Here is a 19,295-nt window from a genome sequence, read left to right on the forward strand (position 1 = left end):
AGGACTCCTCGCTCACCAGAGGCGGCCGCCGCACCGGACACGGTCCCGACAGCCGGGGACCGTTCCAGGCTAGGGCCTCTCGTTCGGATCAGGCCGGACCGTTCGGATCGCGCACCGCTTCCCTGCCACCGCCCCCGCCAGGACGCCGCCGCCGTACCGCCGAAGAGACCCACACGGAGAGTCCCACCAGCGCACAGATCAGCGCGCCGCCGACGACCACAGGGATGGACGCCGCCAGGACGAAGGCTCCCAGCAGCTCGCCCCAGCCCGGCTCCTCACCCATCGTGCTTCCGCCCTGTGCCATGCCTTTCATCACGCGGCGGGCGGACGATCAGTTCCCCGGCCCGGCTCCGTGCGCCCGGTGCCTCACCCGCCGGCCAGCAGCGCCTCGCCGAGCGGGGTGAGCGCGTGCAGGACCCGGCTGCCGTCCCGCACCGTCGTGATCAGTCCCGCCGCCCGCAGCACCGAGGCGTGCTCGCTGGCCGTCGCCGGGGAGACCGCCGCCCGCTCGGCCAGGGCCGTCGTCCCCGCCGGCGTCGACAGCGACGCCAGTACCTGCGCCCGGGTGCGGCCCAGAAGCGCGCCCAGCACGTCGCCCGGAGCCACCGCGCGGTCGGCGACGGGCAGCGGCCGGACGAGCACCGTCGGCGCCGAGGGGTCGTACACGAGCAGCGCGCCCGCGGCGAAGTAGGACGGCACCAGGTGCAGTCCCCGGCCGCACAGCTCGACGGTGTGCGAGGACCCGAACGGGACGAGCAGGTCGGGCGGCTCCCAGCGCCAGCCAGGCTGGAGGGTCGCGAGCAGCGCCTCGACGCCGCCGCGCAGCAGCGTCTCCGAGCGCAGCGCGCGATCGGCGGCGGCCGCGTTCAGTACGGCGGGCCACAGCGGGGCCACCGAGGAGCGGTGATAGCGGGTCAGGTCCTCGAACAGGCGCCGCCGCGCGGCCGGCGATCCCTGGGCCAGGTCCCGGGTCAGGGACGCGGTGGGATCCTCGGGCAGGACGGCGAGCTCGGCGGCCAGTCGGGCCGTCGGGGTCCGGGCCGCGAGCTCGGCGGCGGAGGCGGCGTCCCTCGCCGTCGGCTGGTACAGGAAGTCCGGCAGTCCGCCGGTGGGCCGGACCAGCCGGGTCAGGACGCCCGCGCGGGCCGCCAGCCCCGGCGCGACCGCCCGCCGCCAGGCCGCGAGTTCGCCCCGGCGGCCCGCGGGACCAGGCGCCGGGGCGACGAGGTGACGGACGCTCAGGGCCGTCTCCAGGAGGACGTCGGGCGCCGTGGCGACGGTGACGCGGGCGAGGTCGGCCGGGCCGAACCGTATCCGTAACACGCCGGGCAGGCTACCGGAGCGGCCCCTGTTTCGGCCCTGCCCGAAAGGACGGGCGCGCGCCCAGCACGGACGGCGATCCTGCGTGCGGATCCGGCGCCCACGCCGGCGCCATGACCCCCTGCGCCACGACCCCCTGCGCCATGACCTCCTGGAGGCCAGATGTCCGTACCGCACCGACTCCTCGCGCCCGCGCTCGTCACCGCCGCCCTACTGGTCGGCACCGCCGCCGTGCCCGCCGCGGGCACCGGCCGGCCGCTCCCCGGCAGCTACGTCGTCTCCCGCACCCCGGGCACGGTGCCCGAGGGCATCGACGTCCGCGCCGACGGGACGATGTACGTGTCCTCCGACGCGACCGGCGCCCTGTACCGGGGCCGGGTGACCTCGCCCCGTATGCGGCCCTTCCCGGCGGAGGGCGCCACCTCCCGGGGCAGCACTCGGGGCGTCCACACCGACCGCGCGGGCCGGGTCTTCTCCGTCGGCCGGGGCCGGCTCACCGTGCACGCGCCCGACGGACGTCTCCTTCAGGCCGTGGACGCCCCCGCCGGGCCCTTCGGCGCCCCCGACCTGAACGACCTGGTCATCACCCCCGACGCCGTGTACGTCACCGACTGGGCCAACCCGGTCGTCCTGCGCGCCGGGCTGCGCCACGGCAGGGTCGGCCCGCTGGAGCCCTGGGCCGACATGCGCGGCGCGTTCCCCGGCTTCCCCGACCGGTACTGGCTGCTCAACGGCATCGTCGCCGACCCGGCCGGGCACACCCTCCTCGTCGCCTCCAACGGCACCGAGGCCGTCTGGCGCATCGACACCGCCACCCGCGAGATCGGCCGCCTCGACCTGGGGGAGACGTCGTTCGGCGCGGACGGCATGGTGCTGCGCGGCCGGACCCTGTACGCGGTGCTCAACTACGGCGCCCCCCACGGGGTGTACATCGCCCGGCTCGACGCGGAGCTGCGCACCGGCACGGTCGTGCACCGCGTCACCGGCGACACCTTCGACCTGCCCACCACCCTCGCCCGCCGCGGATGCCGCCTGTACGTCGTCAACAGCCAGAACGACGAACCGCCCGGCACCCCGCCCTACACGGTGACCGCCCTCGACGACCCGATGTGCGGCTCGGACGGCTGACGGCACGGCGACGGCGTGCGACGGGCCGCCCTCCACGGGGGAGCGGACGGGCCCCGCACGCCTCGCCCGGGTGTCCGCCGAGCGGCTGAACTCCGCCGCCCGGCCAGGGCACGGCACGGACGGGCGGCAATGCCTTGCTCATGACGTCCGGGACCGGCACGGCCGAGGGTGCGACGAAAGGGCGGCTCGTCCTGTGGACGCTGGCCGCCGGGCAGTTCCTCATGGCGCTCGACAGTTCCGTCATGAACGTCTCCATCGCGACGGTCGCCGACGACGTCGGCACGACGGTCACCGGCATCCAGGGCGCCATCACCGCGTACACCCTGGTGATGGCCATGCTCATGATCCCGGGCGGCAAGGTCGGCGCGGTCATCGGCCGCCGCCGCGCCTTCGCGATCGGCTGCGTCATCTACGGATGCGGCTCCCTCACCACCGCCCTCGCCCCGAACCTGCCCGTGCTGCTGCTCGGCTGGTCCTTCCTGGAGGGCGTCGGAGCGGCCCTCATCCTGCCCGCGATCGTGGCCCTCGTGGCCGGCAACTTCACGGCGGAACGACGGCCCGCCGCCTATGGACTCGTCGCGGCGGCCGGTGCCGTGGCGATCGCCCTCGGCCCGCTGATCGGCGGCTTCGCCACCACCTATCTCTCCTGGCGCTGGGTGTTCGCCGGGGAGGTGGTCGTGGTGGCCGCCATCCTGGCGGTGGCCCGGCACATCCGCGACCCGCTGAGCGCCGGACGCCCCCGCCTCGACCTCATCGGCGCGGCCCTGTCCGCGCTCGGCCTCGGCACCTTCGTGTACGGAGTGCTCCGCTCCGACGAATGGGGCTGGTTCCGCCCCCGTCCCGGCGCCCCCGACTGGCTCGGCGTGTCGCTCGTTGTCTGGCTGATGCTGGCCGGTGTGCTGCTGATCCGGGTGTTCCTGCACTGGGAGGCACATCTGGTCGCCCGGCACCGCGATCCGCTCGTCGACCCGGCGCTTCTGCGGGTCAGGCAGCTCACCGGCGGGCTGACCATGTTCTTCTTCCAGTACCTCGTCCTGATGGGCGTGTTCTTCGTCGTCCCGCTGTATCTGTCGATCGCCCTCGGCCTGTCCGCGCTCCAGACCGGCGCACGGCTGCTGCCGCTGTCGCTGACCCTGCTGGCGGCGGCCACCCTGATCCCCCGCTTCCTCCCCGACGTCTCACCCCGCCGGGTCGTCCGGCTCGGCATCCTGGCGCTGCTCGCCGGGGCGGTCGTCCTGATGGCCGCGCTGGACGCCGACGCGGGGGCGGAGGTCGTGACGGTGCCGTTCCTGCTCATCGGCCTCGGCACGGGCGCGCTCGCCTCCCAGCTCGGGGCGGTCACCGTGTCGGCGGTGCCGGACGAGCAGAGCGCGGAGGTCGGCGGCATCCAGAACGCCGTCACCAACCTCGGCTCGTCCATCGGCACCGCCCTCGCCGGCTCCCTGCTGATCGGCGTGCTCGCCTCGTCGTTCCTGACCAGCTTCGAGCAGAACCCGGCGGTCCCGCCCGAGATCGGCGAGCGGGCCGCCGTACAACTCCAGAGCGGCGTGACGTTCCTGTCGGACGCTCAGCTCAGAGACGCGCTCGACGAGGAAGGCGTGGACGAGGAGGTCGCCCGGGCGGCGCTGGACGCCAATGCCGAGGCCCGCCTCGACGGACTGCGGGCCGCCCTCGCCATCCTCGCGTTCGCCTGCGCCCTCGCCCTCTTCTTCACCTCACGCATCCCGACGAGGCAGCCCGGCTCGGGCTGAGCAGGCCGTGCCGTCCGGAATCCGGGTCGGCCGTGCGGGCCCGCGCCGGGTGGGCGATACTGCACGCTGGGAGTTCGTGCCCGAGCGCCGTCGTATGCCGGGGGTGGCAGGATCGGACGGCGCCGCCGGGGAGGCGGGCCGGACGGCGGCCGGGCGTGGGGAGTGGACCGGCCGCGCGTGGGTAGGCGCGGGCGGACGAACGGGGAGCGCAGGCATTGATGAGGGATCCAGAGCCCACGGGCATGCAGAGGGCGGGCGCGGCGGAGAGTGCCGTGCTGCGCACGAGCGTCGCGCTGGACGGGGACGGCACCGCCATCGCCGACGCCCGCCACATGGCCGCCGCCTTCCTGACCCGGGCGCAGAGCGAGTACGGCGTGCCCCTGTCCCAGCGCGGCATGGACCTCACCCAGCTCGTCGTCAGCGAACTGGTGACCAACGCCCGCAAGTACGCGCCCGGTCCGGCCCGGATGGACCTGAGCATCGACGGCGACGCCGTGGAGGTGGCGGTGTGGGACTCCGATCCCGTGCTGCCCGTCGCCCGGGCGGCCGACGCCGGCCGGGTCGGACAGCACGGTCTGGAGATCGTCATGGCCGTCTCCCAGGGCTTCTCGGCCCAGCGCGAGGAGGTCGGCAAGCGCATCACGGCCCGGATCAGCCTGGTCGACGAGCCCCACACCGCCGGAACCGAGCGCCGGCCCGGCGGTCAGGACAGAAGCTCGCTGTAGCCGTCAGCTCGCTTTGGCCGTCCCGGTCAGCACAGAAGCTCGCTATAGCGCCAGCTCGCTATGGCCGTCGCGGTCAGGACAGAAGCTCGACATAGCCGTCCGTCCCGTGCACCCGGATCCGCTGCCCGTCCCGGATCAGCCGGGTGGCGCCCTCCACCCCGACCACGGCCGGCAGGCCGTACTCCCGGGCGATCACCGCGCCGTGCGTCATCAGCCCGCCCACCTCCGTCACCAGGCCCGCGATCCCCACGAACAGCGGTGACCAGCTGGGATCCGTGAACGGCGTGACCAGGATGTCGCCCGGAGCGAGGTCCGCGTCCGCCATGTCGAGGACCACACGGGCCCGCCCCTCGATCGTCCCGGCCGACACCGCCAGACCGGCCAGGGCCCCGGGCGGCACGTCGTCCCGCCGGTACGCCCCCGTGAGGGCCACACCGTCCGAGGTGAGCACCCGGGGCGGGGTCAGCGCGCGGTAGGACCGGAAGGCCTCCGCACGGCGCCGTACCAGCCCCTCGTCCACCCGGCCGGTGCGCACGGCCTCCTCGAACTCGGCGAACGTGAGGTGGAAGACGTCCTCCCGGCCGGCGAGGACACCGGACCGCACCAGGCGGTCGGCCTCCCGTAGCAGCGCCTGCTTGTAGACGAAGAGACGGGCGACGATGCCGTACTTCGGGTACTCCCGGTAGCCGATGAAGGTCCGGACCCGCTCGATCATCCGCCGGGTCTCCTCGGCCTTGCTCTCCCCGTCGGGCAGGGCCCGCAGCCGGGCCAGCACCTCGTGCGCCTTCGCCTCCGCCTTCCGGCGGCCCTCCTCGAAGCGGCGGGCGGCGGCCCCCGGCTCGAAGCCGCGGACGTGGTCGAGGACGACGGGCACGAGCGCGCTCGGGTGCTCGCGCCAGCGCGGCCGCGTGATGTCGATCTCGCCGACACAGCGCATGCCGTACCGGTCGAGATACGACTCGAACGCGTCCCGTACCTCGGTTCCCCCGGGGAGCTTCGGCAGCTCGTCCAGGAAGTCGTCGTCCTCGACGCCCCGCAGGAAGGCGACCACCTCCGGGTGTGGGCGGACCACGTCGGCGACGTCGAGCAGCGCCAGGCCCATCTCGGAGGTCACGTTGTCCGGGGCGGACAGGGTGAGCGTGTCGGCCGCGTTCTTCTCCCCGAGCCACTCCTCCAGCCGGTCGTTCAGCCACCAGGTGGCCTCCATGCCCGCCATGATCACCCGCATGCTCAGCGGATCACCGAGGACCCGCTTGTGCTCCTCGAAGGCCTCCCGCAGGAAGTCGAACAGCGCGGGGCCGGTCTTCGTGCGGATGTCCCGCTCCAGCGCGGCGACGGACCGCCGGCTGCGCTCGATCAGCTCGGTGACGATGCCCGGATCGGTCTCGATCGGGGCGGTCCCGTCCCCGGGCAGCGGGCCACCGGGGCCCGCCCCGCCGGGCGGCGCCGGCTCGAACTCCGCGCTCTCCAGGACGGTTTCCAGCGCGTCCCGGGTCAGCGGATCGCCCTTGCCGATGACGTCGAGGAGGGCGGCCCGGCTCGCGGGCGCGGCCAGCCGGGCGGTGGCGTCGACGAACAGCCGTCCGCCCGCCTCATGCATCGGCGCCATGGCCACCATCCGCCACACCGAGAGCCCCAGCGCCTTCATGGGGTCGGTCATCATCTGCTGGTGCCCGACGGAGACGTACACGCGGAAGGTGTCGTCGTCGCGCTCGGGGACGGGGAACAGGGTGGTGACGGGCCGGCTCTGCACGATATGGAAGCCGTCGTCGGCCAGACACCACTCGATGTCCTGCGGGCTGCCGAAGTGCGCCTCGATCCGCCGGCCGAGAGCGACCAGCCGCACGGCCTGATGATCCGTCAGGGCCGGTTCCCGCGACCGTCGTTCATCGAGAGCCGTCTCCTTCGTACCGCCGCCCGGCAGGGCCTGCAGTGCGCGCTGCTTGGCGGCGATCGTCCGGGTGACGACCTCGCCGTCCCGCACCGTGAGCACGTCGGGGTTGACCAGTCCGGAGACCAGGGCCTCGCCGAGGCCGAACCCCGCGTCGACGGTCGCCGTGCGGCGGTCGCCCGTCACCGGGTCGGCCGTGAACAGGATGCCGGACGCCCGCGGCACCACCATGTGCTGCACGATCACGGCCATATGGACCGTACGGTGGTCGAGGCCCTGGCGTCCGCGATAGGTCACCGCCCGCTCGGTGAACAGCGAGGCCCAGCACCGGCTGACGTGCCGCAGGATCTCCTCCGCGCCCACGACGTTCAGGTACGTGTCCTGCTGGCCCGCGAAGGAGGCGGTCGGCAGGTCCTCCGCCGTCGCGCTGGACCGCACCGCGTACGCGGACCGCTCACCGTGCCGGGCGAGCGCGCCGGTGATCGCCGCCGCCACCTCGTCCGACAGCGGTGTCTCCTCGACGGCCCGGCGCAGCCGCGCGGCGAGGTCACCGGCCGCGCGCTTGTCGTCCACGAGGGACAGCCGGTCGAGCAGTTCACCGACCTCCGGCGACGCGGAGACGACTCGCCGGAAGGCGTGCGTCGTCACACAGAACCCGTCGGGCACCCGGACGCCGTCGATCCGGGACAGCTCGCCCAGGTGGGCGCCCTTGCCGCCGACGTCGGCGATCCGCGTCGCGTCGACGTCCCAAAGGTCCACCACAAGGGGCTCGGTCACCACGCCACCTCCGCCCCGGTCGTCCCGCACGGCACAAGCGACCGTTGGTACGCCGACCACACCACAAGCACGTCGAGCCCTCATTTCCGCAGGCAGTGGCAACGGCCGCCGATTCTGCGCCCTCATGGGGGCCTTGCCGCAAGCCCCCATGTGGGCTATACGTTGAGAAGGGCGAGGAGACGGATCTCCTCGCCCTTCGCTGTCGGACGTCCACCGGCACGCCCGCCGTGTGACTCAGACGGTCGTGGTGAACCGCTCCCAGACGCGGTGCGCGCCCATCAGTTCCCGCACCCGCTCCAGCGTGGCCGCGCCGTCGTCACCGACCACGACACCCGGCGCGTCGACGGGGACGCCGGCCGCCTCCAGGGCCGCCTCGCCGCCCGCCCACGCACCGATCGCCTTGCCGTGCCGGTAGGCCTCGGCCAGCAGCTGGACCACCCGGGGGTCCGTGCCCGCAGGGGGGCCGGAGGGCAGTGCCTTGGCGTCACGGGAGCCGTACGCGTCGCCGCCCGCCGCCGGCGCGCCCGCCACCAGGACCGCGTCGAACTCGATGGACCGCGCGGTCACGAACGTCCGCTGCACGGTCACCGCGTCGTCGCCCGTGCCCAGCGTGCCGCCGGTGGGGGCGACGACCAGCGGCACCATGTCCGCGCCGAGCACCGCCTCCCGCACCGCCCGTACGCCGTCCAGGTCGCCGCCGTCGGCGGTGACGATGCCGACGAGCCGGCCCTCCGTCGGCCACACCTGACCGACCTGGGACAGTGCCGGACTCGGCTCCACGTCGGCGAACGGCACGGTCGCCTCGGGCGCCGGCAGGCCCAGGCCCTCGGCGACCCGGGCGCACAGACCGGGGTCGATGTTGGCCAGCACCTGCAACGCCCGTTCCTTGACGGCCTGTTCGTAGCACTTGCCGAGCTCGAAGGTGTAGGCGCCGACGATGTGCTCCTGCTCGACCGCGCTCATGCTGAGCCAGAACCGGCGCGGCTGGCTGAAGTGGTCGGAGAACGACTCGGGCGCCTCGCGGACCTTCGTGCCCTCCGGCACCCGCACCGGCGTCTCGATGTACGCGCCGTTGTCCGCCCCGGCGAGGAACGGGCAGCCCCCGTCGAGGGAGTTGGGCCGGTACGGGGCGACACCGCGGTGCACGGCGTCCTGGTGGAAGCCGTCGCGGTGCATGTCGTTGACGGGTGCGTGCGGCCGGTTGATCGGGATCTGCGCGAAGTTCGGGCCGCCCAGCCGGGTGATCTGGGTGTCCAGGTACGAGAACAGCCGCCCGGCGAGCAGCGGGTCGTCGGTGATGTCGATCCCGGGGACCAGATGACCGACGTGGAACGCGACCTGCTCGGTCTCGGCGAAGAAGTTCGACGGATTGCGGTTCAGCGTGAGCCGCCCGATGGGCTGCACGGGGGCCAGCTCCTCCGGCACGATGTTGGTCGCGTCCAGCAGGTCGATGCCCTCGAACATCTGGTCGGGGGTGTCGGGGAAGGTCTGGATGCCCAGCTCCCACTCCGGGTACGCGCCGGCCTCGATCGCGTCGGCGAGGTCACGGCGGTGGAAGTCCGGGTCGACGCCGCCGGCGAGCTGCGCCTCCTCCCACACCAGCGAGTGCACCCCGAGCTTCGGCTTCCAGTGGAACTTCACCAGCGTCGTGGAACCGTCCTCGGCGACCAGCCGGAAGGTGTGGACGCCGAAGCCCTCCATCATCCGGTACGACCGCGGGATGCCCCGGTCGGACATGTTCCACAGCGTGTGGTGGGTGGCCTCGGTGTGCAGGGTGACGAAGTCCCAGAAGGTGTCGTGCGCGCTCTGCGCCTGCGGGATCTCCCGGTCCGGGTGCGGCTTGCCGGCGTGGATGATGTCCGGGAACTTGATGGCGTCCTGGATGAAGAAGACAGGCATGTTGTTGCCGACGAGGTCGAAGACGCCCTCCTCGGTGTAGAACTTCGTCGCGAAGCCCCGCGTGTCACGCACGGTGTCCGCGGAGCCCCGGGAGCCCAGGACGGTGGAGAAGCGCACGAACACCGGCGTCTCCACACCCGGCGCCAGGAACGCCGCCTTCGTCACGGAGGACGCGGTGCCGTAGCTCGTGAAGACACCGTGCGCCGCCGCGCCGCGGGCGTGCACGACCCGCTCCGGGATGCGCTCGTGGTCGAAGTGCATGACCTTCTCGCGCAGATGGTGGTCCTGGAGCAGGACCGGGCCGCGCGGGCCCGCCTTCAGCGAGTGGTCGGTGTCGTACCGGCGGACACCCTGGGCGTCCGTCAGGTAGGCCCCCGACTGAGCCATGCGCGCCCGTGCCGCTCCCGTCGCCTGACCGGTGGGGGACATGGTGTCCGGCCCGCTCTGGTCCGGCTTCGGCGGCAGGGGCTCGATGGGCTCGGTCGGCTCCGCGAGCGTCGGGGACTGCGGGGCCGGCTTGCCGGGAATCCCGTCCTCGGGGCCCTTGCCGTCGCCCTGGACGGCTTCCGTGACCTTGTCCGCCGCCCGCTTGAGGGGGTTGGGCTGGCTCATCGCTATCGTTCCTCTGCTTCCGCCCGGCTGAGGCCCGCCGGCGGGAAGGGCCGGCTGCCGTGGGATCCGGCGCCGAGTACCCGGCTGTGCCGGACATATCCCCCCGTCCCAGGAACCCCGCGAGCCCCCTCCGTACCGCGTGGGCCACCGCGACCAGGAAGGCTCCGGCCCGGCGTCCGGGACGGCCACCGGGACGGCACGCGCCGGTCAGGCGTGATCGTTCACCGATCCGTTCTTCATATCTTCCGATCGGTCGGTGTCGTTCCCGTACAGGCCGCCCCCCGGGCCCCTCGGATCGGCCTACGGTGCCGTTCGCGGGGCCGAGACCGGCGCCCGCCGAACGCACCGACAAGGGGAGGCGCCGATGGCGAACGTGGAAGTCACGCTGAAGGAGATTATGGCGGGGATCGAGGGGGCGCTGGGAGCGGCCGTGGTCGACTACACCAGCGGTATGGCCCTCGGCACGCTGGGCGGGGGGAAGGACCTGGACCTCAACGTCGCCGCCGCCGGCAACACGGACGTCATCCGCGCCAAGGTGCGGACCATGGAGCACCTCGGCCTCAAGGGCGAGGTCGAGGACATCCTGATCACGCTCAGCCACCAGTACCACGTCATCCGGCTGATCGCCGGCCGGGGAGGCAACGGCCTGTTCCTCTACCTCGTCCTGGACAAGGCCCGCTCGAACCTCGCCATGGCCCGCCACCAGCTCAAGCGGCTCGAGGAACAACTCGAGGTCTGACTCTTCGGCCGTTCCGGGCCGCCGTGCGCCCACGAATTGAAGACTTCTTCAAGTCATCACATGGAGAGGGCCGCACTTCGTGAACGCCGGCCGCCCGGGCAGAGCAGGATGAGCGGGACCCCATGACGCGTCCGGACCCTCCGGTCCGCCGCGTCATGGGAGACGTACTGACGGACCGGCAGGAAGAGCGTGATGCACGTTCCCCTTTATCAAGCCAAGGCGGAGTTCTTCCGTATGCTCGGGCACCCGGCGCGCATCAGGGTTCTGGAGCTGCTGCAGCACGGCCCGGTCCCGGTGCGGGACCTGCTCGCCGACATCGAGATCGAACCCTCCAGCCTGTCGCAGCAGTTGGCCGTCCTGCGGCGCGCGGGCATCGTGGTCTCCATCCGGGAGGGTTCGACCGTCAGTTACGCGCTCGCCGGCGGTGACGTGGCCGAGCTGCTGCGGGCCGCCCGGCGCATCCTCACGGAGCTGCTGGCCGGCCGGAACCAGCTCCTCGCGGAGCTGCAGCAGTCCGACGGCTCCGCGCCGCCGGTGGCCGCGGTGGCCCGGCGGTCCGGCGGGGCCGGCGTGGGCTGACGCGCACCCTGGACAAGGGGGCCGGACGGTGCTGTCGTGGACATGACGTAGTTCCGGTGGTGCGGGGGAACAGGAGCGGGACGTCATGCCGATACGGATGCGCAGCCTGTTCGGCGGGCTCGTCGCCCTGGCCGTCGCCGCGGCCGGCCTGACGGCCCACCCCAGCCCGGCGCACGCCGCCCCGGCACCGGTGTGCGCCCTGTCCTGCGACACCCTCGACCCGTCGAAGGCCAAGCAGGACACCTTCCCGGTCGCCGACCGCGTCATCAACGGGCTCCTGCTGCGCCTGCACGTCTCCGACCCCGACTCGATGGCCTGGGCCAGCATCGACCGGGCGACCCAGGGCGACGCCGTATGGCTCGACCGCTCCTGGGACCGCGGCGCCACCTGGGAACCCCTGCTCGGCAAGGCCACCGTGCCCGGGACGTGGACCGGCACCCGCACCCTCATGTACAACCTCACCGACCCGGTCGCGCACCGCCGCGGCTGGATCCGCGCCTGCGGCGACGCGGCGGCCGTCACCTGCACCGACTGGGTGTACCCGACGGTGTGCGACGGCTCGTCCTGCGACGGCGCCGACCCCGCCGGGGCGTCCGGCGACGACCGGCCCGTACCGACGGCCACCCTCTTCGGACGCGCCATCGACCTGCACGTCGACCAGGCACGCGGCATGGCCTGGGCGACGATCGGTGGGGGCGGCGCCGGCGACGAGATCTGGCTGGACCGCTCCTGGGACGGCGGCGCGACCTGGCCCGAGGGCTCCTCCCTGGGCCGTACGTCCGTACCGGCCGGCGGGTCCGGCACACACACCGTCATGGTCGCGACCCGCGACCCGCGCGGCCTGCTGTACGGCGGGGCGGTCCGGGCCTGCGGGCGGGCGGCCGACCGCCAGGAGGGCGCCTGCACCGCGTGGGCGCGGCCCGCCCCGACCCGGGCCCGGGCCGCCGCGGACGCCCTGATGGCGTCGTACCGGACCGACGAGGGCTGGTGGCGGAGCAGTTGGTGGAACTCGGCGGTCGCCGTGACCACGGTGGCCGAGTTCGCGCGCCGCACCGGCCGGCACGACTACGACTGGGCCGTCGCCCGCACCTACGAGCAGAACAAGGGCGTCTTCCCGGCCGGCGCGCGCGGCTCCGACCCCGTCGAGGGGCACTTCATCAGCCGCGCCATCGACGACGCCGCCTGGTGGGCGGTCGCCTGGCTGACGGCGTACGACCTCACCCGCGAGCGGCGCTATCTGGACGAGGCCGTCACCATCACCTCCTATGTGCACGAGTACTGGGACCCGCGCACCTGCGGCGGAGGCGTGTGGTGGGACCGCGAGCGCACCTACAAGAACGCCGTCACCAACGGGCTGTATCTGTGGCTGACGACCGCCCTGCACCAGCGTCTGCCGGGCGACACCCTCTGGGGCGGCCGGTCGACGACGGCCGCCAACTGGTACCTGGACAGCGGGATGATCAACGCGGCCGGACTCGTCAACGACGGTCTGACGGCGGGCTGCGCCAACAACGGCCAGACCGTGTGGAGCTACAACCAGGGCCTGGCCATCGGTGCCTTCACCCAGCTGTGGCGGGGCACCGGCGAGCGCCGCTACCTCGACACCGCCCGGCGGCTCGCCGACGCGGCCGTCACCTCCCCGCAGCTCACCCGGGACGGCGTCCTCACCGAGTCCTGCGACCTCGGCACCGCGTCCTGCGACGACAACCAGAAGCAGTTCAAGGGCATCTTCGTCCGCCATCTGGCCGACTTCGCGGACGCCACCGGATCGGCCGCCCACCGCGCCTACCTCACCCGCCAGGCCGACTCGATCTGGACCAAGGACCGGGACCCCCTCAACCGCCTGGGCCAGCGCTGGGCCGGCACCGCCCCCAACCCGGCCGACTGGCGCACCCAGGCAAGCGCCCTGGAAGCCCTCACAGCGGTGGAGGGACTCCCAGGGCGCCGGTGACGGACGGCGTCAGGTGGTGGGCATGCCGCGACGCTTGGCGGACGGAGCGTCGGCCGATTTGGCCGCCGCGCTCGCGGCCAGCCCCAGCAGCAGGGCGATGACGCCGACGATGACGTTGTTCACGACCGACCTCGTCGTACTGACGTCACCGGCCACGGCCCACGGCGAGATGATCGTCCACAGGCCCAGCGCGCAGCAGGCCCAGGCCATGCCGTGCGTGCGCTCGTAGGCCCGCCCGAAGCCGCCACTCATCAGCAGCGCGTAGGCGATCCCCAGGATCAGATTGTTCACGGCCAGCGTGGTCAGGCCGTTGAACCCCGCGATCCAGGGCGACGCCGCCAGATACAGGCCCGTGAGCAGGGCCAGCGTCTCGATGGCCTGCCCCCGCGGGGTGGTCGACGCGCGCTCCGCCATCTCATGGCGCTTGCGCATGTCGAGGATGTCCGGATGGGTCTCCATGGAGGACCGGGAAGAGGTCGCCATGGCTTCACCTCCGAGGTGGTGGGGCCCCCGATTGCGCCCCACGAGTACCCCCGATCCGAGGTGCACGCATGGCCCGGCCCCGGATTCCGTCCGATCCCGGAGACGCCCATGGCGTGGGGCGCGCCGCGAGTGCCGCCAGTCGGCCCAGCGGGAGGCCCGAACGTGGGGCTCCCGCCCCTGTGTGGTGGCTGGTACGGCCGGACGGCTGAAACATGGCCTGTGGCGCGCGGCCCGCCGCATGGCTTCCAGCGGCAGGGGTACTGCGGCCCCTCACCCCGATCGAGGAGTGCCTACGTGACCTTCAACCCTCTGGAGCAGCGGGGTATCCCGCTGGACAAACAACTGCGCAACTGGCGTGAACTCGACGTCCCGCCCATCGACCCCGACCGCTGTGACCCGTACACACGGTGTCGCATCATCGCCATGAACGGCATCGAGGTGGAGGCGATCCTCTTCAGCCACCAGCTCGCCCGCAACACCGTCGACCCCGAGATCAAACGGCAGCTCGCACGCACCCGGTACATCGAGGCGCAGCAGCAGAAGGTCGTGAACTGGCTGCTGCCCGGCGTCTCCTCGGTGCTGGAGACGACCATCGCGTACGAGCAGGTCGCGGTGGACCTGACGGCGTGGGTGGCCCGGATGGAGCCCGACCCCTACCTGAAGCAGGCGTACCAGTTCGGTGTGCTGGAGGACTTCGACCATCTGTACCGGTACGCCAACCTGTACGAGATGATCGAGCACCGCAAGGCCGAGTCGATCGTCGACAACCTGAGCGAGGTCATGCCCGGCCGGCCCACGAAGTACCACCACCGCAACCCCGTCGACAACGTCCGCGACCCCTACGACAAGGACCGGACGGACCCGCTGTCCAAGCTGCACGCGCTGACGATCATGGCGGCCGAGCAGCAGACCATGAACTTCTACATGAACACCGGGCCCACCTACATGGAGCCCATCGCCCGCCAGCTCTACCAGGAGATCGGGCTCATCGAGGAGGAGCACGTCACCCACTACGAGTCCCTGGTGGACCCGGGGGAGACGTGGTGGGAGCAGCTCGTCAACCACGAGTACAACGAGTGCTACCTGTACTACTCGTTCATGGAGCAGGAGAGCGACCCGAAGGTCAAGGCCATCTGGGAGCTGCACCTCAACATGGAGCTGGAGCACCTCCACGAGGCCTGCGACCTGATGCGCCGCCACGACGGCCGCGACCCGGCGTCCGTTCTCGCCCCGGAGCTGCCCGACGTGCTCACCTTCGAGCCGAACAAGCAGTACCTGCGGGAGCTGCTGGACACCCAGATGGACCTCACCACGCTCGGCGCCGGCTACGTCCGCGAGGCCCATGAGCGCTTCGAGAAGATGCAGGAGCAGATCCACGGAGGGGAGGAGCCGCCCAGCGAGCGGGTCATGGCGATGCACGACGACATGTTCGGCCGCGAGTACCGCGTCCAGTCCGAGGGCGAGCACCCGGACCCCGCCATGCGCGAGAAGTGAGGGGACGCCAGTGAGTGATCTCGACACCCCGCAGGCCGGTGACGACCGGGCCATGGACGACGACGTGGTGGCGCTGCTGATGCGTCAGCACGGCGACATCCGCAACCTCTTCGACGAGGTCGAGGCGAGTCAGGGCGAGGAGCGCCGGGACGCGTTCCGCCGCCTGGTGCGGCTGCTCGCCGTCCACGAGACCGCCGAGGAGGAGGTCGTCCACCCGTACGCCCGGCGCAACCTCGCGGGCGGTGAACAGGTCGTCGAGGACCGGCTCGCCGAGGAACGCGCGGCCAAGGAGACCCTGGCCGCCCTCGACGACGCCGACACCGACGACCCCACGTTCATGCCCCGGCTGATGAAGCTGCGCACCGAGGTCCAGGAACACGCGCGTGCCGAGGAACGGTACGAGTTCACGCACATCCGGCGCAGCGCCGACCCCGGGCAGCTCGCCACGATGGCCAAGGCCGTCAAGGCCGCCGAGTCCATGGCGCCCACCCGGCCGCACCCCGGCGTGGAGTCCGGTGCGGCGAACATCGCTGTCGGCCCGGTCGCGGCCCTCATGGACCGCACCCGGGACACGGTCCGCAAGACGATGGGGGAGGGCGGCTGACCCCCCTCCTACGGACGCGCTGAACGGGCGACCTGCCTGCGGGCGGGCCGCCCGCCGTTCTGGTGCCGCAGCCGCACCTCGACATGACCGCCGATGATCCGGGTCTCGAAGGAGGGCTGCGGGGCGGTGGCCGGACCGCTCACGTTCCAGCCGTCCGACAGCCGGAACACACTGCCGTGCCAGGGGCACCGCACACAGCCGTCGGCGATCGTTCCTTCGGCGAGCGGCCCGGCGAGATGGCTGCACCGCTCGGCCAGCGCGTGGACCTCCCCGCCCGTCTCCCGCACCACGAGCACCGGCACGTCGTCGACGCTGCGCCGCACGGCCTCGCCGACCGGGAAGTCCGCGACGGCCCCGACCCGGTGCCAGCCCTCGGTGACGACGTGCGGCACCTCCTCCGCGTGATTGGCGCCGGACGCCTGCCGGTAGGCCAGATGACCGCCCAGCATGCCCCCGACACCGACCGCCGTCAGCCCGAGGAAGCCGTACGCCCGGCCCGCCGCCTCACGGCCTCGCAGCCGGCAGGTCAGCGAGGTGGCGTACAGGCCGACGGCCGCGATGTTCGACAGGGCGTGGACCAGGCCGACGCGCTGCTGCTGCCGGTGCAGTTCGGCCCAGTCGACCCAGCCGGCGACGGCGGCGGGTCCCGCGGCGGCCAGTCCGACCCCGATCAGCAGCCCGGACTCCCGCGACCGGCCGGGCCGCAGATCCAGCACGGCCGCCGACAGCCAGCTGCCGATGGGCACCTGCACCAGCAGCGGGTGCACCGGATGCCCCAGGGGCCGGCCGTGCAGCAGATCCCGGGCGCGCCCCAGCGGCAGGGCCCGCACCCCCGTGCGCAGCGCGTCGACGACCCGGTCGGCCGCGGGCTCGCGCTCCAGACGGTCCAGCAACGACAGGACACGGTTCCGTCCCGGTGGACGGCGTGGCGATTCGCTCATGCCCGCCCGGGTTACCACCCATACGACGAGGCAAACGGCCGGTCCGAGCGCCCCGGCGAGGCCCTCGACGGACCATGGGAAGCAGAAGACGTGCTGACCGAGGCGACGGGTTGATCATGGTGTGGGTCGTCTACCGCGTGCCGGACCTCAGGGAGGCCCGACGGCACCGCGCGGTCCCGGCGAGTCCCCTGGCCGTCGTACGTCCCTTGCCGCATCGTGAACGGGTCGCCGACCTGTGGGAAGAACGCCGTCATCGGCGGGGTGCGGACCGGGGGACGCCGGTGGGACGGGAAGAGGGGCGAGTGTGATGGGCCGAGCGAATCAGCGTCCGGAGGCGCGGCCGGGTTTTCCGCAGGAGGCCACCTCCGGGGCCAGCGGGCTCATGGACCTGCTCGGCGTCGCCGCGGTCCTCGTCGAGGCCGACGGCCGGATCGACATGTGGAGCCCCCAGGCCGAGGCGCTGTTCGGGTTCTCCGGTGAGGAGGCCCTCGGACAGTACGCGGCCCGGTTGCTCGTCGACCCGGAGCACCGCGCCGAGGCGATCAGGCTGTTCGCCACGGTCATGGAGAGCGGGGAGGACTGGGCGGGCGTCTTCCCCGTCCGGCACAAGGACGGCGGCATCCGCACGGTGGAGTTCCGCAACATGCGGCTGACGGACAACATCGGCGACCACTACGCGCTGGGACTCGCCACGGACCGGGCGACGCTGCGCCAGGTGGAGCGCAAGGTCGCCCTGTCCAGCCAGCTCGTCACCCAGGCGCCCATCGGGCTCGCCGTCCTCGACACCGAGCTGCGCTATGTGGCCGTCAACCCCGCCCTGGCCGAGATGCACGGCGTCCCCGAGGCCGACCACATGGGCCGCGGCTTCCGCGAGATCCTGCCCGGCGAGCCGTTCGCGGCCGCCGAGGCCCAGATGCACGAGGTCCTGGAGACCGGCCTGCCCGTGGTCGACCAGCAGGTGGTCGGACGCACCCGGGCCGACCCGGACAGCGACCACGCCTGGGCCATGTCCCTGTACCGCCTGGAGGACCACGCCGGGCAGGTCCTGGGCATCGCCAACGTCATCGTCGACGTCACCGACCGTTACGAGTCGGCGCGGGCGGCCGAGCGGGCCCAGCAGCGGCTGCGCATGATGGCCGAGGGCTCGGCCCGTATCGGCACCACCCTGGAGGTCGAGCGCACCGCGCAGGAACTCGCCGACGTCCTCGTCCCCGAACTGGCCGACATGGTCGCCGTCGACATCGTCGACTCCCTGCTCAAGTCCGGGCGCCCCGACGCCGGCGACGGCCTCCCGCTGTTCCGCGCCCTCGCGGTCAAGACCGCCTACCCCACCGACGCCTCCACCGCGATCATCCAGCCCGGCCACCTGACGACCTACCACGCCGACCATCCGGCGGCCCACTGCTTCCGCACCCGCGAACCCCTGCTGATCACCCACCTGGACCGGGCGGACCTCGTCCGCGTCGCCGCCGACGACGAGGCGGCGCGGCTGCTCGCCGAGGCCGGGGTGCACACCGACATGGCGGTGCCGCTGATCGCCCGGGACGAGGTCATCGGCGTCATGGGCCTGGCCCGCGCCCGCAACCCCAGGCCGTTCGACGAGGACGACCTCACCCTCGCCTGCGAGCTGGCCTCGGCCGCCGCGCTCAGCATCGACAACGCGATCCTGCACCAGCACATCCGCAGCGCCGCCGAGACCCTCCAGCGCAGCCTGCTCCCGCAGATCTCACCCCGCCACCCCGGCCTGGAGATCGCCGCCCGCTACCGGCCCGCCCAGGCGTTCAGCGAGGTCGGCGGCGACTGGTACGACATCATCCCCCTCGACGGCGACCGCACCGCCCTCGCCGTCGGCGACGTCATGGGCAGCGGCATCCCGGCGGCCACCGCGATGGGCCGGCTGCGCACCGCCACATCCACGCTCGCCGACCTCGACCTCGACCCGGCCCGCATCCTCACCCACCTGGACAAGATCACCCAGGACCTGGACCCCTTCTTCGCCACCTGCTCGTACGCCGTCTACGACCCCTATCAGCACCAGTTGCACATCGCGTCCGCCGGGCATCTGCCGCCCGTGCTGGTGCCCGACGGAGGCCCGCCGAGACTGCTCGACCTGCCCTCGGGCACCCCGCTCGGGGTGGGCGGCGGCGCCTTCGAGACCACGACCGTCGCCCTCGAACCCGGCGACCAGCTCGTCCTCTACACCGACGGACTCGTCGAGACCCGCCACGACCCCATCGACGAGCGGCTCGCCCACCTGCTGCGCCTGCTCCAGGGCCCGCCGAGCGACCCGGAGGACCGGTGCGAACGGCTCCTGCGCGCGCTGCGCAAGCCCTCCGACCACGACGACGTGGCCCTCCTCATCGCCCAGGCCCACCCCCTGAAGCCCTGACGGGCAGTTCCG

15 protein-coding genes are annotated in these 19,295 nt (G+C 72.8%); 9 read left to right on the top strand and 6 right to left on the bottom strand.

The features are described from left to right. Positions 1–88 precede the first annotated feature (88 nt). Together KBY32_RS24305 and KBY32_RS35880 are read right to left on the bottom strand one after the other, a co-directional pair. Positions 89–304, bottom strand: coding sequence for a hypothetical protein (locus KBY32_RS24305; RefSeq protein ID WP_247689895.1), 216 nt, complete (start codon positions 302–304; stop codon positions 89–91). A gap of 62 nt (positions 305–366) precedes the next feature. Continuing rightward, positions 367–1,323 carry a helix-turn-helix transcriptional regulator gene (locus tag KBY32_RS35880; protein ID WP_210981613.1) on the bottom strand — a complete coding sequence of 319 codons (957 nt, stop codon included), beginning with the start codon at positions 1,321–1,323 and terminating at the stop codon, positions 367–369. 159 nt (positions 1,324–1,482) lie between these two features. Between KBY32_RS35880 and KBY32_RS24315 the strand changes: the two genes are divergently transcribed. The 3 genes from KBY32_RS24315 (at position 1,483) to KBY32_RS24325 (ending at position 4,924) form a co-directional block, all read left to right on the top strand. Further along, complete coding sequence (locus tag KBY32_RS24315; protein ID WP_210981614.1) at positions 1,483–2,448, top strand: hypothetical protein; 966 nt, start codon at positions 1,483–1,485, stop codon at positions 2,446–2,448. A 140-nt stretch (positions 2,449–2,588) separates the two neighbouring features. Next, positions 2,589–4,199, top strand: coding sequence for an MFS transporter (locus KBY32_RS24320; protein ID WP_210981615.1), 1,611 nt, complete (start codon positions 2,589–2,591; stop codon positions 4,197–4,199). A 218-nt stretch (positions 4,200–4,417) separates the two neighbouring features. Further along, positions 4,418–4,924, top strand: coding sequence for an ATP-binding protein (locus KBY32_RS24325; protein ID WP_247689896.1), 507 nt, complete (start codon positions 4,418–4,420; stop codon positions 4,922–4,924). 73 nt (positions 4,925–4,997) lie between these two features. On the opposite strand, the gene rph is transcribed toward KBY32_RS24325, so the two are convergent. Further along, a complete protein-coding gene (rph, locus tag KBY32_RS24330) occupies positions 4,998–7,592 on the bottom strand; it encodes a rifamycin-inactivating phosphotransferase (RefSeq protein ID WP_210981616.1) in 2,595 nt (864 codons plus the stop codon). Positions 7,593–7,826: 234 nt separating this feature from the next. Continuing rightward, positions 7,827–10,103: a catalase gene (locus KBY32_RS24335; protein ID WP_210981617.1), complete on the bottom strand. Its 2,277-nt coding sequence runs from the start codon at positions 10,101–10,103 to the stop codon at positions 7,827–7,829. Between the two features lie 364 nt (positions 10,104–10,467). Here KBY32_RS24335 and KBY32_RS24340 point away from each other — a divergent pair, with 364 nt between their 5' ends. From KBY32_RS24340 to KBY32_RS24350, 3 genes are all read left to right on the top strand, one after another. Continuing rightward, complete coding sequence (locus tag KBY32_RS24340) at positions 10,468–10,842, top strand: hypothetical protein (protein WP_055620259.1); 375 nt, start codon at positions 10,468–10,470, stop codon at positions 10,840–10,842. A 192-nt stretch (positions 10,843–11,034) separates the two neighbouring features. Further along, positions 11,035–11,421 (top strand): helix-turn-helix transcriptional regulator, encoded by a 387-nt coding sequence (locus KBY32_RS24345; RefSeq protein WP_210981618.1) that lies wholly within the window; start codon positions 11,035–11,037, stop codon positions 11,419–11,421. An 85-nt stretch (positions 11,422–11,506) separates the two neighbouring features. After that, positions 11,507–13,372 (top strand): glycoside hydrolase family 76 protein, encoded by a 1,866-nt coding sequence (locus tag KBY32_RS24350; RefSeq protein ID WP_210981619.1) that lies wholly within the window; start codon positions 11,507–11,509, stop codon positions 13,370–13,372. Positions 13,373–13,381: 9 nt separating this feature from the next. Here the strand turns inward: KBY32_RS24350 and KBY32_RS24355 are convergent, their stop codons facing one another. Continuing rightward, entirely contained in the window at positions 13,382–13,855 is a 474-nt protein-coding gene (locus KBY32_RS24355) for an SPW repeat protein (protein WP_247689897.1), read from the bottom strand. Between the two features lie 294 nt (positions 13,856–14,149). On the opposite strand from KBY32_RS24355, the gene KBY32_RS24360 reads away from it, so the two are divergent. Together KBY32_RS24360 and KBY32_RS24365 are read left to right on the top strand one after the other, a co-directional pair. Continuing rightward, positions 14,150–15,349: a hypothetical protein gene (locus tag KBY32_RS24360; protein WP_210981620.1), complete on the top strand. Its 1,200-nt coding sequence runs from the start codon at positions 14,150–14,152 to the stop codon at positions 15,347–15,349. Between the two features lie 10 nt (positions 15,350–15,359). Next, positions 15,360–15,953 (top strand): hemerythrin domain-containing protein, encoded by a 594-nt coding sequence (locus KBY32_RS24365; RefSeq protein ID WP_308293788.1) that lies wholly within the window; start codon positions 15,360–15,362, stop codon positions 15,951–15,953. Positions 15,954–15,961: 8 nt separating this feature from the next. Here KBY32_RS24365 and KBY32_RS24370 read toward each other — a convergent pair whose 3' ends face one another. Further along, a complete protein-coding gene (locus tag KBY32_RS24370; RefSeq protein ID WP_210981621.1) occupies positions 15,962–16,894 on the bottom strand; it encodes a Rieske 2Fe-2S domain-containing protein in 933 nt (310 codons plus the stop codon). A 307-nt stretch (positions 16,895–17,201) separates the two neighbouring features. Between KBY32_RS24370 and KBY32_RS24375 the strand changes: the two genes are divergently transcribed. After that, complete coding sequence (locus KBY32_RS24375; protein ID WP_210981622.1) at positions 17,202–19,283, top strand: SpoIIE family protein phosphatase; 2,082 nt, start codon at positions 17,202–17,204, stop codon at positions 19,281–19,283. Positions 19,284–19,295: the final 12 nt, after the last annotated feature.

Origin of the sequence: Streptomyces sp. RK62, assembly GCF_018070255.1 — a bacterium.
In the GTDB taxonomy this organism is placed as follows: Bacteria; Actinomycetota; Actinomycetes; order Streptomycetales; family Streptomycetaceae; genus Streptomyces; species Streptomyces nigra.